The 16602-nt window shown below is 40.9% G+C and carries 13 protein-coding genes; 5 read left to right on the top strand and 8 right to left on the bottom strand.

Annotated features, from left to right (window positions below):
- Positions 1-422: 422 nt before the first annotated feature.
- Positions 423-1232 (bottom strand): SDR family NAD(P)-dependent oxidoreductase, encoded by an 810-nt coding sequence (locus tag AC3ITD_RS00285; RefSeq protein WP_489363078.1) that lies wholly within the window; start codon positions 1230-1232, stop codon positions 423-425.
- Between the two features lie 256 nt (positions 1233-1488).
- On the opposite strand from AC3ITD_RS00285, the gene AC3ITD_RS00280 reads away from it, so the two are divergent.
- The 5 genes from AC3ITD_RS00280 to AC3ITD_RS00260 all read left to right on the top strand — a co-directional run bounded on the left by AC3ITD_RS00280 (position 1489) and on the right by AC3ITD_RS00260 (position 10263).
- A complete protein-coding gene (locus tag AC3ITD_RS00280; RefSeq protein ID WP_489363077.1) occupies positions 1489-2025 on the top strand; it encodes an RNA polymerase sigma factor in 537 nt (178 codons plus the stop codon).
- 42 nt (positions 2026-2067) lie between these two features.
- Positions 2068-3192 carry a FecR family protein gene (locus AC3ITD_RS00275; RefSeq protein ID WP_489363076.1) on the top strand — a complete coding sequence of 375 codons (1125 nt, stop codon included), beginning with the start codon at positions 2068-2070 and terminating at the stop codon, positions 3190-3192.
- 74 nt (positions 3193-3266) lie between these two features.
- Entirely contained in the window at positions 3267-6575 is a 3309-nt protein-coding gene (locus AC3ITD_RS00270; RefSeq protein WP_489363075.1) for a TonB-dependent receptor, read from the top strand.
- Between the two features lie 11 nt (positions 6576-6586).
- Positions 6587-8266 (top strand): RagB/SusD family nutrient uptake outer membrane protein, encoded by a 1680-nt coding sequence (locus AC3ITD_RS00265; protein WP_489363074.1) that lies wholly within the window; start codon positions 6587-6589, stop codon positions 8264-8266.
- Positions 8266-10263 carry an FAD-dependent oxidoreductase gene (locus AC3ITD_RS00260; protein ID WP_489363073.1) on the top strand — a complete coding sequence of 666 codons (1998 nt, stop codon included), beginning with the start codon at positions 8266-8268 and terminating at the stop codon, positions 10261-10263. The genes AC3ITD_RS00265 and AC3ITD_RS00260 overlap by 1 nt, the downstream gene beginning before the upstream one ends.
- 451 nt (positions 10264-10714) lie before the next feature.
- Here the strand turns inward: AC3ITD_RS00260 and AC3ITD_RS00255 are convergent, their stop codons facing one another.
- The 7 genes from AC3ITD_RS00255 to AC3ITD_RS00225 all read right to left on the bottom strand — a co-directional run bounded on the left by AC3ITD_RS00255 (position 10715) and on the right by AC3ITD_RS00225 (position 16347).
- On the bottom strand, positions 10715-11011 hold the full coding sequence (locus AC3ITD_RS00255) for a hypothetical protein (protein ID WP_489363072.1): 297 nt from the start codon (positions 11009-11011) through the stop codon (positions 10715-10717).
- A 203-nt stretch (positions 11012-11214) separates the two neighbouring features.
- Positions 11215-11718 carry a hypothetical protein gene (locus tag AC3ITD_RS00250; protein ID WP_489363070.1) on the bottom strand — a complete coding sequence of 168 codons (504 nt, stop codon included), beginning with the start codon at positions 11716-11718 and terminating at the stop codon, positions 11215-11217.
- Positions 11719-11870: 152 nt separating this feature from the next.
- Positions 11871-12758, bottom strand: coding sequence for a hypothetical protein (locus AC3ITD_RS00245; protein WP_489363068.1), 888 nt, complete (start codon positions 12756-12758; stop codon positions 11871-11873).
- 122 nt (positions 12759-12880) lie between these two features.
- Positions 12881-13603 (bottom strand): LytR/AlgR family response regulator transcription factor, encoded by a 723-nt coding sequence (locus AC3ITD_RS00240; protein WP_489363067.1) that lies wholly within the window; start codon positions 13601-13603, stop codon positions 12881-12883.
- A gap of 301 nt (positions 13604-13904) precedes the next feature.
- Positions 13905-14543, bottom strand: a complete 639-nt coding sequence (locus AC3ITD_RS00235; protein WP_489363065.1) for a hypothetical protein — start codon at positions 14541-14543, stop codon at positions 13905-13907.
- A 44-nt stretch (positions 14544-14587) separates the two neighbouring features.
- Complete coding sequence (locus AC3ITD_RS00230) at positions 14588-15685, bottom strand: RCC1 domain-containing protein (protein ID WP_489363063.1); 1098 nt, start codon at positions 15683-15685, stop codon at positions 14588-14590.
- A 20-nt stretch (positions 15686-15705) separates the two neighbouring features.
- Positions 15706-16347, bottom strand: a complete 642-nt coding sequence (locus tag AC3ITD_RS00225; RefSeq protein WP_489363061.1) for a hypothetical protein — start codon at positions 16345-16347, stop codon at positions 15706-15708.
- Positions 16348-16602 lie beyond the last annotated feature (255 nt).

Here is a 16602-nt window from a genome sequence, read left to right as displayed (position 1 = left end):
TTAAGGATCTTTCTATCCATAAGCGCATTTTTTTTGTTATGAATCTTGGCCATGAGGTATACAAAATTCAGTATTGCCGCAGCATCTTCTTCATTAACTTCAATTCCGTTTTTTTCAAGCAAACTAATTGTTTGTAAATCAAAGAATTAAATTCGATTTAAGCCTTAAAAATGGCTATCCTACTTTTGCACTTACCGATTTTTCGTCATGAGGAGTTTTAATATCCGATAAATCTATCAGCATTTCCTCTTTTCTGATTACCTCGTCACTAAATTCTTTTTCCTTTCGGAGTTTATGTTATTCTTCTCTTTAAACTCTGTAAATATCTTTTAAAACATCATTACAACACTCCGTCCTTCGTAAAATTTACAGTAAAAATATCCTTTGTCATTATATTTCTCTTTATGTTCAAAGCTACAACTTTAACCCTTTCTATAAGCGCTGGCAATATTTCGTGCGATCATCGAACTTGGCAATAGCGCCATTAGCTTGGCTCTTATTCTATTTCTGCGCCCGGAGATAGCGAAATTACGCCGGTCGTCCAGCGCCTTTATCAGTTCGACCGCCACTTGTTCAGGTGTTTGACTTGCAGCCTGATTATGATTAGATCTTAATCTTAAAGCCTTTTCACCTTCTATTCCGGCAGAAGCATTAAAGTTAGTTCTAGTAAGCCCGGGAGAGAACAGCAAAACACATACCCCTTTGGGCTTGCATTCTTCACTAATCGCTTGGGTAAAAGATCGAACAAATGCCTTACTAGCTGCATATACAGCCATGTATGGCACAGGCATAAAGGCTGTCATGGAAGCTATATTTACCAAAGTGCCGTTTCTTCTTGACTGCATTTGCGGTAAAAAAAGGTGCGTTAAGGCAACTAGTGAACTGATATTTAGCTGGATAAGATTCAATTCAGATTGCAAAGATATAGCTGTGAAGTCACCCCCCGATCCAATACCAGCGTTATTAACCAGCATTTCTACCTCAAGCCCCCTTAAGGTAACTTCTGTAAATACTCGTAAAGCAGTTTCAGGTGCAGATAAATCAGCAGCAATGTAATGGGCGCTGATGCCATGTCGCTGCATAAGCAGTTTGCACTGTTCCTGCAGCGTTTCCTCATTACGGGCTATTAACAGTAAATCATGTTTCCTTCCAGCAAGCTGATCTGCAATAGCCTTGCCTATTCCTCCGGATGCTCCAGTTATCATTGTCACTTTCATATGCTCATTTTTCATACTCAAAAATAAAATAGGTAACCAAGGTAAAAGTGTCTCAATGTCGGAACATTGTATGCGGAAATTCAGATTCAGGTAAAACCAAAATGTGGTTTAATTGATGATTTATATCCCTAAAAATTTCTCAAGAAACGGTCGTTACGACCAGAATGATTATATCTTTTCTTTAACAATGCAGCATTTCCACTCGCTCGACCCCTTTCTTGTTTTTCTGAATCTCAAAGTATATATTTATCACCTGCTTTAATCTATATTAATGGAGATCCCTGACCAAATATTATTGAATGACCTCAAGAGTGGCAAGAAAACTGCCTACGAACAGGTATTTAAAAAATATTACAAACCACTCGCGTTAAAAGCATATTTAATGCTGGAAGACGAGATGGAGGCTGAAGATCTGGTTCAGAACCTGTTTATTTCCATGTGGCAAAAATCACACTACCAGTCTGTAAACAGTTCGCTTAAAGCTTACCTTTTCAGAGCTCTTCATAATCAATGCCTAATGAGTTTAAGGGCAAGAAAAGTTACACAGCAAAAATTGGATGAATACACCGAAAGGATAAATCTGGGAGAAGATATTGAACTAGCAGAGCAAACCTGCAGCGAAAACACCATTAACCTAGCCCTTAACGAGCTTCCCGCCCAGCGTCAGAAAGCATTTAAGCTGGTTTACATGGAAAATAAAAAATATAAAGATGCTGCCGATGAAATGGGACTTTCGGTTAATTCAATAAAGACACATCTGAAGCTCGCGGTTAAGATGTTACAGGAAAAATTAATCACTTTCAGATGAGCGTTCACCTAATGATACCATAACTGCATCTATAAGTAAAAGATGGAATATAACGAGGATTTTATAAAGGGGCTTTTATTTGAAAAGATTGCAGGCACGATAAGTGAAAGCGATGACTTTATTGCTGAAAAAGCAATTCAGACAGACCCTGATGCCAGGAAATTCTGGGAAGAGCTAAAAACTGAAATGGAAAGGCCTGGTGCGGAATCATTTCTTTCCGGTATCGATGAAACTAAAGCATGGTCAAATATCGAACCCGGGCTTTCTGAAATACCAGTCAGATCCTTTTATGAACGGAACCGGCGATACATTAGCGCCGCGGCAATGCTGCTTATCGGGCTGCCATTGATCTGGTATTTTTTCGCTAGACAGGAGTTACTACATCAAGAGAAAAACACAGTACTTCAACAGGTGTACCTGAAAACCAATGATGGTAGGATTATCGAACTTAATGCTGATCGAACCATAAACATGGATGGTGCGACAGTACATACAAAACAAAAAGAATTAAGTTACGCTCCGACAGAAACTGGTAATAAAGAATGGGCAACCCTGCATGTACCACCAACTAAAGATTACAAGATTACCCTGCCCGATGGAACAGCAGTCTGGATGAATTCTACTTCCAGCCTGCGTTTCCCCTATAGCTTTGATAAAAAAATAAGGGAAGTCTATTTAACAGGCGAAGCTTATTTTGATGTAGCCCATAACCCAAATCTTGAATTTATTGTACATACCGATTTTGCCGACATTAAGGTTCATGGTACTTCTTTTAATGTGAATGCTTATGATAAAAAAACCTTTGCGACATCCCTGGTAACCGGATCAGTTTCGGCCGTAAAAGGAAGTGAAACCGTTAAATTAAAGCCAAACCAACAGGTAAGCAACAGCAATGATAAACTTATCATCAAAACGTTTGACCCTCAAGAGGTCCTTTCCTGGCGAAACGGCACCTATTATTTTCATAACCAGTCTCTGGCCGAAATTGCACAGGTACTCAGCCGTTGGTATGATGTAAAAATCAACTGGAAATCCCCTACTGTATCCGAACAAAACTTTACCGGGGAAATCGACAAGAAGCTTCCCTTGGGTGTAGTGCTATCAAATTTAGAATTATCTTCAGGCATAAAGACTAAACTGGAAAGCGGGATATTGACTTTCAGATAAAAATTTTCAGGTTCCATTCACCCATTCTGGTTACAGTTGCATCTTAAGGGAAACCGATATAAACTTTAACTGTTATGAACAAAAAATTTACCCGAACGGGCCGGATTTCATTGCCGTTTTTTTTCATGATGCTGTTCACCCTCATTACAGGTGCAAGTCCTCAGGCACCCGGAAAGATCAGCATAGAAGGCAAAAACCTCTCCATTGCTTCTGTATTCAGAACCATCAAAAAACAAACAGGCCTCACTGTTTTCTACAGCAACAAGCTGCTTAACGATTCAGAAAAAATTTCTGTTAATTTTAAACAGGCAGAACTTCCCGAAGTAATGAACCTGACTCTAAAAGGGAAAAAGCTCGATTGGGTTTTAAAGGAGAATTACATTGTACTGCAAAAAGCTGCATCTATCGAAAAGGCTGAGGAACGTATTCAAATTAAGCCCAGCCTGGAACAAAAAAAAGAAGATAGAATTGGTATTGTTACCGACGAAACCGGAAAACCGGCTCCAGGGGTAAGTGTAAAGATAAAAGGCCGTAATGGCGGATCAGTGACCGATGTAAATGGTCAGTATAAGATTGATGCTAATGCAGGAGATATCGTGGTATTTTCATATATAGGCTTTGCAGTACAGGAAATACTTGTTGGAGCGGAAAAACGGATAAACGTTAAACTCCTGCCCCTTGATGAAAACCTGAACGATGTCGTGATTGTGGGCTACGGCACCCAGAAAAAGGTAAACCTTACCGGGGCGGTTTCACAGATTTCGGGTAAAGACATTGCTGCGCGGCCAATGGGACAAACATCCGCTACGCTACAGGGAATGGCACCCGGGGTTACCGTAAGGCAGAGTTCCGGAAGACCGGGAGGCGATGGCGGTACCATCAGAATAAGGGGAATCGGTACCTTAGTTGATCCCAATCCGCTGGTCATGATCGATGGAATTGAAGGCTCGATGAACAATATTGACCCCAATTTGATTGAGTCTATATCCATTTTAAAAGATGCAGCTTCCGCCTCCATTTATGGCTCAAGGGCAGCAAACGGGGTAATTCTGATCACCACAAAAAGAGCTGTTGGCGATCAGATCAATGTATCTTACAATAACTATATCGGCTGGCAGGAGGCAACCAATATGCCCAAGCTTGTTGATGCATTAGACCATATGCTGCTAACCAATGAAGCTTATGTGAACACCGGACGCACGCCGTTATATTCTGAAGCGCTTATACAAAAATATCGCGAACAGGGCGGGGTCAGTTCCGATCTGTACCCCAATACCGATTGGCAAAAGGAAACCTTAACCGGTTCAGGCCTACAGCAAAGCCATTTCCTGACCATCATGGGTGGAACCCAAAAAGTAAAACTGCTGGGCTCGTTCGGACTTTTTGATCAGAAAGGAATTATTGAAAACTCAGGCTTTAAACGCTATACCATCCGGAACAATGCGGACATAACGTTTTCGGAAAAATTGAAGGCCAGAATAGACCTGCAATTTGTGAATGCCATCACCACTGACCCCGCAGCAGCATCGAGCGAAATTTTTCAGTGGATGAATGGAATTCCTGCAAATCAGATAGGTATAAACCAGAGCGGCCAGTGGGGTGTTGGATGGAACGGTTCCAATCCGATTTCTGCAGCTAGAGACGGTGGTATCAACCGGACGAGAGGTCCTTTTGGTAGCCTTAATGCCACGCTGAATTATAAACCTGTAGAATGGCTGGAAGCCGAGGCTGCTTATTCACCGAAATATGCCTTATCCTCATCAAAAAATTTCAGGAAAGCAATCCAATCTTACTTGCCAAACGGTGCCACAAGTTTCCTCACCCCTGCCCTGACATCACTCTCGCAAAATAAAAGTGAATCATTTTATAACAATATGCGCGCTACAGTAACGGCCTCAAAAACATTTGGAGACCACAGTTTAAAACTTTTGGCCGGGGCATCAAGGGAGGATTATTTCAATGAATGGACTACCGCCTTTCGCGACACCTACATATTACCTGATTACCCAGTGCTAAATGCTGGTTCGGCCCTAAATCAGCAAGCCACAGGCAGTGAAGAAGAATGGGCATTACAATCGCTTTTCAGCAGGTTCAATTATGTATATAAAAACAAATATCTGCTGGAGGTGAATGCCCGTTATGATGGTTCTTCACGCTTTTCATCCGGAAATAAATACGGCTTTTTCCCATCTGCATCGGCAGGCTGGCGCATCTCGGAGGAAAATTTTATGGCTGGCTTAAAAAACGTAGTTAACGAAGCCAAACTAAGACTTTCATGGGGAAGGTTGGGTAATCAGAACATTGGTACCTACCCCTCCGTTACTACAATCTTACTTGAATCCTATACCCTTGGAAAACAGATTGTAAATACTGCTGCATTAAATACGCTGGCCAACAAGATGATTTCCTGGGAAACCACAGAAGAAAAAAATATCGGTATCGATCTCACTTTGTTCAACAACCTGAGCATAACCGCAGATTATTACAGAAGGAGAACAAGCGATATCCTGCTTCCGTTGGATATTCCGTTAATAGTTGGTGTTGCTAAGCCCTTTCAGAATGCCGGAATTGTTGATAATAAGGGCTGGGAACTTGGACTTGCTTACAAAGGAAAAATAAATGATTTTAATTATAACGTCAGCTTCAATATTTCAGATGTAAAAAACACCATTGTGGATACCAAAGGCGTTAACCAGACCGGGCTGACTGTAAACCGTGAAGGTTATTCAATCGGTTCTCTTTTTGGTTACCAGGCCGAGGGACTCTTTGCTTCTGATGCAGAGGTTGCCACCCATGCTAAACAGTTTGGTACGGTAAAGGCCGGAGACATCCGCTATAAAGATCAAAACGGCGATAACCTGATCAATGAGGCCGATAAAATGGTTATCGGCAGCACCGTACCAAGGCTCACTTATGCATCAAACTTAAGCGGCTCTTACAAAGGTTTTGATCTTTCCGTGTTAATTCAAGGGGTTGGTAAAGCAAACGGCTATCTTGCAGGCCCTGGTATCTTACCATTCAATGTTGGGGGCGCAATTGGCGGAACCATAAGGGAGGATAACAAAGACCGATGGACACCAGATAATCCCAATGCCAAATATCCACGCCTTGCCTTCGGTGAAACCAATAACGAACAGGTTTCTACCTTCTTTTTAAAAGACGCATCCTATCTAAGGATAAAAAATGTCCAGGTTGGTTATACTTTGCCCGTTGGCATTGCCCAGAAAATGGCACTTAAAAGGCTCCGCGTTTTTGCAAACGGATCCAATTTATCTTCATTCGACAGATTCTGGGAAGGGTATGATGTAGAAGCGCCGGTTGGTGCTGGGAATATATACCCCCAGGTTAAGGTTTATAGTTTCGGTTTAGAAGCCACTTTTTAAAAACAGAACAGATGAAAACTAAGATATACAATTTAATGCTCGTGCTTTTATGCACTTCCCTATTTTCCTGTCAAAAAGATTACCTGGACAAAAGCCCCTTAAGCGGCCCTTCAGACGAATCATTTTTCAGCAACCAAGATGAACTTATATTGGCGGTAAACGGCCTCTATCGATATGGAAGTTATGCCCCTTTAGATAACATGCCTCTTAACCTGCTTACCGACAATGGCACGGATATCGGCTGGGATCGGAATAATAGTGCACTACAGAGTCTGGGCAAGGGCAACCAGGATAGCAATAACGGTTTTTCCTTAAGCGTATGGACCGAGGGCTACAAAGTAATTGCCAAGTGTAATTTCATTTTAGATAATATCGATAAAGTAAAAGATAAGGCCACTGCCGCCATCTACAACAGAAGTAAAGCTGAAGCACGTTTTATGCGTGCCTACACTTACCAGTACCTTATTGATTATTTTGGGAGCGTACCCCTGGTTACCAAAACTTTGACACTCGAAGACTCACAACTACCTAAAACGCCAAAGGCCGAGGTACTGAGCTTTGTACTCAAAGAACTGACTGAATCAGCTGCTGATCTCCCTGTTAGCTATGGCGCTGCAGATGTGGGAAGGGCAACCAGGGGTGCCGCGCTGGGAATTAAAGCCAGAGTTGCCCTGAACAATGAGAAATGGGCGGAAGCCGCAGAAGCTGCAAAAGCAGTTATGGACCTGAAAGTTTATAGCCTGCACAATAATTTCGGCACACTGTTTTCTTACGCCGGACAAAATTCGCCTGAAATTATATGGGCTTTTCAATACCTGAAAGCCTCAAAAACAAAAATGCATTCCACCCCCAATAACCTGGTGTCGCGCAATGGTTTGGGGTTCACCAATAAGGTACCGTCTCAATCTCTTGTCGATGCCTATCCATGCACAGACGGGCTCAATATTGACAAGTCTCCCCTGTACGACCCTACATCTCCATATAAAAACAGGGATCCCCGGCTTGGCTTTACAATTGCAGTCCCCGGTTCTATGTTTTACAACTACCAGTTTGAAACACACCGAGACAGCGTAAAATGCTGGAACTACAATACCACACCAGCTACACGTGTAGATAACCAGGATGCCCTGAATGCTTTCGCCACGTTTACCGGTTACTGCTGGAAAAAATATGTCGATCTGGAAGATAAGGCCGACCGGACAAATTCAGAACTCAACGTAATCCAGATCAGATATGCAGAGATACTGTTAATTTATGCGGAAGCAAAAAATGAACTCGGACAGCTGGACCAGTCTGTTTATGACGCCATAAACCTGGTAAGAACACGGCCGAGCGTTAACATGCCGCTTATCACGACAGGAAAAACAATAGCGGAATTCAGAAGCTTGGTTCGTAAAGAACGGATGTATGAACTAGCAATGGAAGGATTCAGGCTTTCTGATTTGCGGAGGTGGAAAATTGCCGAGAAGGCGATGACCGGAAACTTTTATGGCAGGGTTCAAAAAGGATTGCTGGTTGCCGCACCACAAATTGATGTAAATGGCCTGGCCGATTACAGCGCTGTACCAAACCGGGCAGATCTTAGGATAATCGAAGTCCGCGTTTTCGATACCGGAAGAGATTACCTTTGGCCTATTCCAAATATTGAGACTGTTACCAATCCGAAACTCATTCAAAACCCCAAATACTAATGATGAAACATACCTTTCTATACACCATGCTGCTAATGGTATGCGCTTTAACAAATCTTAAGGCGCAAACCTCATTGTATAAAAATTATGACATCTGCATTTATGGGGGAACCTCTTCGGGTGTTATAGCAGCTTACACGGCCGCCAGATCGGGGAAATCTGTTCTTTTGATCGAGCCCGGAAAAAATCTGGGTGGTATGAGTTCGGGTGGGCTCGGTTTAACAGATATTGGAAATAAATATGCCATCAGCGGACTTGCCCTCGATTTTTACCGGAGAATAGGCAAACATTACGGTAAGTTTGAGCAATGGATTTTTGAACCTCATGTGGCCGAAAACCTCTTTAACGAATACATCAAAAAAGCAAGGGTACCTGTTCTATACGAAAACCGGATTACAGGTGTGGAAAAGAATGGAAGTAGCATAACGGCCATTACTCTGGAAAATCCTGCAAATAAAAGTAAGGGAAGCGTAAAAGCTAAAGTATTTATCGACTGCTCATACGAGGGTGATCTGATGGCTAAAGCAGGGGTTTCCTACACCGTTGGGCGCGAAGCAAACAGCACCTATAATGAAACCTTCAATGGTGTACAGCTGATGAACGGCCACCAGCTCCCCGAAGGCATAGACCCTTATAAAATTAGAGGAGATGCATCCAGCGGACTGCTCTGGGGGATTAATTCAGGAAAACTGTTGGAAAAAGGCAGCGGAGATAAAAAGGTGCAGGCTTATAATTTCAGGATCTGCCTTACCAACAATCCTTCTAACCTAATCCCGATTACCAAACCTGAGGACTATGAACCTGAACGCTACGAACTGCTCATCAGACAGATGGAAAAAAGGAACTGGAAGTCCCTCCAGGATGTTTTTATCTGGAGCGGGATGCCCAATCAAAAGACAGATATCAACAACAGGAACGGATTTTCAACCGATATGATCGGGATGAACTGGGACTACCCTGATGCAGACTATACAAAACGCGAACAGATCTGGACAGCCCATACCAATTATACAAAGGGACTGCTTTATTTCGTCGGTCACGATTCCCGGATTCCGGAACACATCCGGAAAGAAATCAGCCAATGGGGCTACCCTAAAGATGAATATACAAACAACGGCAACTGGTCCCCTCAGCTCTACGTAAGGGAAGCACGAAGAATGGTTGGCGCGCTTGTAATGACACAGCAACATTGTCAGAGCAGGGAAGTTGTAACGGATGGGGTCGGGATGGCGGCCTATACAATGGATTCGCACAATTGCGACAGGCTGGTTGTTAACGGCATGGTCAAAAATGAAGGCAATGTAGAAGAAGGCGGATTTGGTCCATACCCTATTTCCTACCGTGCAATCATACCAAAGGAAAGCGAAGTTTCAAATCTAATTGTCCCGGTTTGTCTTTCTGCTACGCACATCGCTTACGGTTCCATCCGGATGGAACCGGTTTTCATGGTGCTTGGACAATCTTCAGCAATGGCGGCCGTACAGACGATAGACCGTAAGATTTCTGTACAAAAAATCGACGTCGCCCTCCTTCAGCGACAATTAAAAAGTGACCCACTGGCTGACGGAAGCACGCCCGATATACTGATCGACAACAGCGATACCGATAAAGTACAGGTAAAAGGCAACTGGACGAAAAAAAGCCGCGGAGGCTTTGGCCCTGATTATTTTGAGGCTTCCCAAGATACAGATACCGCTAAATTTATACGTTATATGCCCGGTTCAAAAACCAGTGGAAAGTATGATCTGTACACCTATTACCCAAAACTTGAGGCGACCGATGCAGAAACCAGCATAACAATATTTGATGGTAAGAAAAGCAATACCACAATGATTAAAGGCGCAGAGGTTAAGGTAGTTGGTCAAACCTCAGGTGAATGGGTACACCTTGGACGCTATACATTTACCGGAAAGGGAAAGCCTTACATTGAAATCAGGGCTAATGGACAGAAAGTGGTTGCCGATGCGGTATTGCTGGTAGCTTCACCCAGGGAATAAGTTTATAGTATTATAATAACATTAAGAATTACAGAATTATCACTCTTAATGTTCAGTGTCCGGTAATGGATATTAATTAAAAGCTCATCGAAAGATGGGCTTTTGTTGTTTAGATCTATCTAAAATTAGTTGAGTTGGGTCTTAGCGGGATTGCGACGACCAGAATGAGTCTGAGTTTATTTAGCCAGAGTTTCGATGATCGATCCAAGCTTTTTACGACTGAAATATTCGTAAAAATACCTATAACTGGGTATTTTTAAGTTTGTAGGATTTGTTGACTTAAGTAAAAGGATTGAATTAGTAATTTAACTACATTACAATTAATAAAACCTACAACTTAGAAATTAAACTCAACTAAAAACGACCACAATTCAACAAAATTTTTGTGAAATACGTTCTAATTTTACTAGCAAAGCGAAATAGGGTGTTATTTTAAAAGAGGAACGCGCGGCTATTTTTGCCGAAATGCCCACTTTAGCCGCATTAAATGCAAAGAAATACTATTTAATAAATCAGCACCAGCGCTTAAATACAATTTATTATCAGTATCAACGCCGGATATCATACAACGCCCATAAGTACCTTTTGAAGAAGTCTTCTTTCCAAAAAACCTGCTTTCACCTGCGCTGACAATAAAGCCCTTTCCCGGCTTTACACCTAAATCTTTTATAGTCAGAAAATTCAGCTTTGCCAAAGCGGTAAACGGCACCGCTAGCAATGATGCCAAAAGAAAGTTACGTCGTTCCATGGGATGTTCTTATTTGTGGTATTGATGTTTCCGTTTGTTTAATATTCAATCTCATTAACTTAAACCTTATTTATCGATAACAGCCTGGCTCTTTTCCGGATAATAGGTAAGCTCAATTTTATCTCCAGTGCAGCTATGCCTTTTACAATTTTGGGTCTTCGAAAGATATTACACGTTCACTAACTTCCGGGATGATCTTATGCTTACGGTCTGAAGTCTTTTTTGAATTCTATTCGGTATGCTACACCATTTTCAAAACCTAAATTCGTAATGGAAGTAGGCCCTTCGGGTTTGATTAACTGGCCAATGTCTACAGGCATTTCATTAATTCGCAAGCTGTCTGATCTAATCAGACTTCCATTCGCATTTTTCTTATAGTTATTTATTTGACAGGGAACAATTGGCTTTGCAATCCACATGATGCTTTTCCATTTATGGGTATGAATTGGCTCTGATTCTTTTCCATTCAGAATTACTGCCAAGACTCTGACATTATCGTCTTCATATACCACCTTATGGTTATCCGCCGCAGCTTTTATTGCATCCAAGCTGTCGGGCCATTCCCATTTTGCAGAACGGGAAGAACTATCAATTGTTTTTGGCTTGGTACCGACACTTTGCTGCCTGATTTTGTCAAAATATTTTGTTAAACCAAAGCCCAAAAGTATACCAAGAAAAAGTCCGGCAAGTAATTGTTTAATTTTCATAGCGTTGTTTTTGTTTTTTGTCATTGAATCTGCGGGTAGGATTTTGGCAAACGTTTTTGGAGATTGGGGTTAGGGCTGAAAAACCAAACACACACTTTCCCGATATACTTTTGGAAAGGCCAGGTTTATGTTTGACGTTTAATCGAAGATTTTTATTTTTTCCAATTGACAATAGCTTGATCCAGAGCGGGATGAGCTGTCTTTAATAAATTTATTAGTTCCAGATCGCTGAGTTTCTGCTTATGGCTCAACAATGCACCCCATAGGTTGTTCATAGCGGCCAAGCCCCCCGAATCGTAGATTTGCCCGGCTACAACGTGAAAACGACATTGATACCAACCATAATTGTCGGGATTTTTCTGCGCAATGTCATTGTAATATATTTCAAAATCCTCAAGACTTGTATATTTCAATCTTTCCAAAGGAAATCCTGCGACGGTCACCTGTGGAAATACCGTGAGCGAGGGTATAAGCCTGGGATTTTTTTCGGCAATGAACGTATGAAGCATTACATTGCAAAGCAACTCACTTAACCAATTGCGTTGTCCTAACATTCCTGCAGCTTTTTGGAACGCATGTCCCAATTCATGAACAGCAAGAAGATCAAAAAAATCTGTTAAGTTAACTTGTCCATTTTTATCCAGGTAGGTGGCTCTCAATTTTCTAACCTGTGCTTCTGGAAGTTTGTCGACTGGTGGTGTATTTCTTTTCCAGAAGTCGTTATTTTCAGAGGCAACCACCAGCCTGCCATCCTGCAGATAGTGAGGGATGCCGTAAATGGCATTGGGATGAGCATAAATTTTCCAGTCTGATGGGGAGAGCACCAACAAAGTATAATCTGGGTGAACTTTTAATTTCTTCTCAAAATAGATCTCAGCTTTGGCAACATTATCTAAAACTTTCCTTGCCCGTTCTCCCGCACTTGCACTAAAATATACTTTTTGGCTTACTCCATTCATTTTTTGGAGACCATTATAGGCCTGCGAGAAAACCATTTTGGTTAATAATAACAGCGTTAAAAAAATGATATTTTTTTTCATGTCTTTTTTATTAATGTTTGAACAATTAGCCAGGAAATTAATCTTTGCTTTTTTAATTGTCAATGAATTTGTTTTTTAGCTCAGCACTAGCACCCTGTTTGATTTTTCTCCTTTCGTTTAAATCAGAACAACTTTTGCAGTAAAGCTTCTTTTCTTTGGGCCGATACTTCTACTTCCGAGCCGTCCGAGAGTTCTAGAGTTCCTCCGTCTCCTTTCCGGTATTTAACGACATAAGTTAAATTGATGATCATCGAACGACTGATACGGGTAAAAAACTCATCATCCAATATGCTTTCAAATTCTTTTAAGGTTTTGGAAACCACTATTTTTTTGCTGCCTGCCAATATAAATACACTATAGTTACTCATGGCTTCAATCCGGATAATTAGAGTCTTATCTACAATATAGATGCCTTCGGCAGTAGTCAGCGCTAGCCGATTGCTATTGATTTTTTCTTTTTTTAAAGACTTGTAGTTAGATTTTTCCGCCACACGTTTTCTTAATCTGGTAAGGGCAGTTTTCAGTTCCTCCTCATCAACTGGTTTAAGCAAATAATCTACAGCACTTAACCGGAGTGCCTCAAGGGTGTAGCTATCATATGCGGTAGTAAAAATGACCTCAAAATCGAAGCTGCCCAAACGCTCTAAAAATTGAAAACCATTTATTTGCGGCATTTCGACGTCTAAAAAAAGTACGTCCGGTTTAAGCTCAAGAATAGCATTTAAAGCCTTAGCCGGCTGATTAAAAATGCCAACCACCTGTAACTCATCTTCAAAAAATCCGAGCTTTTGACTGAGCAGTTTACTCCCCTTAATCTCGTCATCCAATATCGCGGCTTTTAACATGTTTTTTTATTAAATTTCGTTTATTAATTTGGGCTAAACAAATAAAAATTAAGCTGTTAAAACTGATCTAGATATTTAAAAAAGTTGAAGGCTTTGAGTTTATCGTCCCCCATATTTCTGGAAAAAAATTCCACTTATGAGTGCTAAACCTATAGGGTCATGCATGTGACTAATAGGTCTATGCTGGTTTAATGTGCATCGCGGTTTCAAATTTACTTGGTCTATCCACCTCAAATGAACGACAGGGAAGGCCTGGCAAACTGTTTTTTCTTCAGATTAAGTGATTTATTTGGCGAAAATGTTATAGACCTTCAATTCTTATTGACGTTTTATTTTTTTTAGGAGGAATGGGTTGTGGATTCAGAATTACTTTGTCTTTTGGATAAATCTTTACAGGTCCTAATTTTTGATCAGGAATTTTATCGGTGATGGGTCGCTGCGGAATAAGATGAGTTGTAGGGGTTTGATCCAGAGCTTTGTTATGTATTGCGGGCGGACCAACACGGTTAATTATAGTATACCAAAATAAAGATTTTTTTCCCATATATTCCTGGTAAACATTTAGCCGATAAATTGTTTTTCCTTCAACCATCTTCTTACCAGGTATATGGTAGGGTTTAGGTTCGATATATAGATTTGTAATGCTCCATTTACCGCCATTTCCAATATTTACCGCCAGCGTTCTTTTATTCCCATATCTTTTTTGGTCGCCTTCCATGTTGTAAGCCATCATGATTTCGGCCTTCACCGATGCAGAAACTTTATTCGGCCAAACGGCGCCTGGTATTTCAGAGAATGGAACACCTACTATATCAAAGGGAAAGCTTACTGTCATTTGCGTGTCTGTTGGCACGCCTACCACTTGTGGTATGGTGAGTTGTTGAGCGAAGCCTATGTAACTTAAACTCATTAAAACGATGTAAAAAAAGTATTTTTTCATGATAGATAATGTTAAATTGTTTGTGAAAAGCAGGTGTAAATTGACTACAGCTTTATCTCCGTAAAACTGTTTTTGGCTATAGTTGTGCCGTCACCCAGCTGCCCTGAACTATTTACACCGGTAACCCAAACTGTATTGTCATTTTTTATAATCAGACTGTGCTGATGACGCGTTTTAACTTCCCTTACATCCATCATTACTTGTTTAAAAGTTCTGACACTGGTATTGGTAGCGTCACCAATCTGGCCGGCAACATTAAAACCGGCAGCCCACAATGTGTTGTCCGTTTTTAACACCATGGTATGAGCATCTCCGGAACTTACCGCTTTTACATTGGTCATTATCTGTTTGGCTACATATGCAGTACCTTGGGTATTGTCACCAAATTCGTACATGCTACCATTTCCCAGGCCCCAAAGCGTTTTGTCGGTTTTCAAAATCATGGTGTTGAGTGTTCCGGCAGTTACCGACTCTACATCTGCCATAATTTGCTTAAAGGTTTTTACGTTATTTTTGTCAAAGCCCCCAAGGTTGTAATAAGCATTTTCTCCTGCTGCTAATAAGCTGTTATCTGTACGCAAAACGAACGTGTTATTATTTTTTGCTAAAATGCTTTTTACATTTACCATTATTTGCTTCGGTAGTGTAGACACGGTCGTTGTGCCATCTCCATACTGTCCATAACTGTTGTTTCCCATTGCCCAGAGTGTATTGTCAGATTTTAAGATCAATGAATGAAAATTGCCTGTGGCGACCGACTTCACCTCTGTCATAATTTGTTGAGGTGTTTTCGCAGCAATAGTGGTACCATCACCCAACTGACCGTAAGTATTATTTCCCATTGCCCATAGGGTTTTATCTTTCTTCACAATCAAAGTATGTTCAGGAGCTGCGCTTACCATTTCTACGTTGTCCATAATCTTTTTTGCCTTAGTCACATTGGTTGTCGTGCCATCACCCAGTTGTCCGAACTGATTGGCTCCGGTGGCCCATAAGGTGCCGTCAGCTTTTAGAAAGAAGCTGTTCAAATCTCCTGCAAAGATATTGACCACCGTATTTTGACCCTTATCCTGAGATTTATCTTTTTTACATGCCATAAAGCTCAAAAGCAATAGCAGGGGTAGCATTCTTAAATTTTTCATAATAATGATTAAGTTTAAAATTATTGTTTCGTGAACTCGCCTGTTGCCAATTCTCCGTTAGCATAATTTCTTGTTCCGTAAAGTTTTCCGTCAATCATTATCAATAGCGTGCTTACATTATTGATGTAGCTATAAGCACCGATATTTTTAATCGATGTGTACTGTTTATTTGGAACAGGCAAATCAAATGAAGCCTCGGCAAAATGCGTGTCTGTAAATTTGAATGCTGAAGCTTGAAACAGTAGGCTTCCGCGATTTTTCCAGCTGCCAGAATAGGTATTGCCATTTAGCTGATTTCCTTTTGGTATTTTAATTAACTGACAACTATAGGGCTGATTTTTATTAGAATAGGAGATGATTTTTTGATTTTCAATTTTGAACTCACTGTGAAGAGTGGCTCCCTGGTAAATTCTTAAAACACCATCATTATAACTATAGGTAGGACCCGAAAGAAACCCAGACGAGGTGTACCAGATAGCTTTACCTTGTAATTCGAAGGTGGTAATGACATGATCATTATCCGAAACACCTAAGCCTTTTTCTACCAGTACATACGCTGTAATATCAAACGGCTCTTCTAAGGTTTCTGGCCCAACTTTTTCTTTTTTACATGCCATAAAACTCAGCAGCAATAGCAGGGGTAGTATTCTTAAATTTTTCATGATTATGGATATAATTGCCGTCCCAAAAAAACGATTTTAATGCTTTCTAATTTTTGATAATGAGTGAGTGGGTAATTTGAATGAGTAAACAAGGTTATGGATTAGCGAATGAAGATTATGCTGGCACAATTTATTGAAGCGCAGTACCTGTGTCTTGATTAAGTTATTCCCGCTGCTGCAGTCTTTTTTTGTTTTTTACTGATGATGAAGCATCTGCTTTTGTATCACAAATCCATCACGTCCCAGTAAATATTT

The sequence above is a fragment of the Pedobacter sp. KH_004 genome (assembly GCF_057840755.1).
The sequence above is the reverse complement of the archived record's forward strand: the minus strand, read 5'-3'. Positions and strand labels throughout refer to the sequence as shown.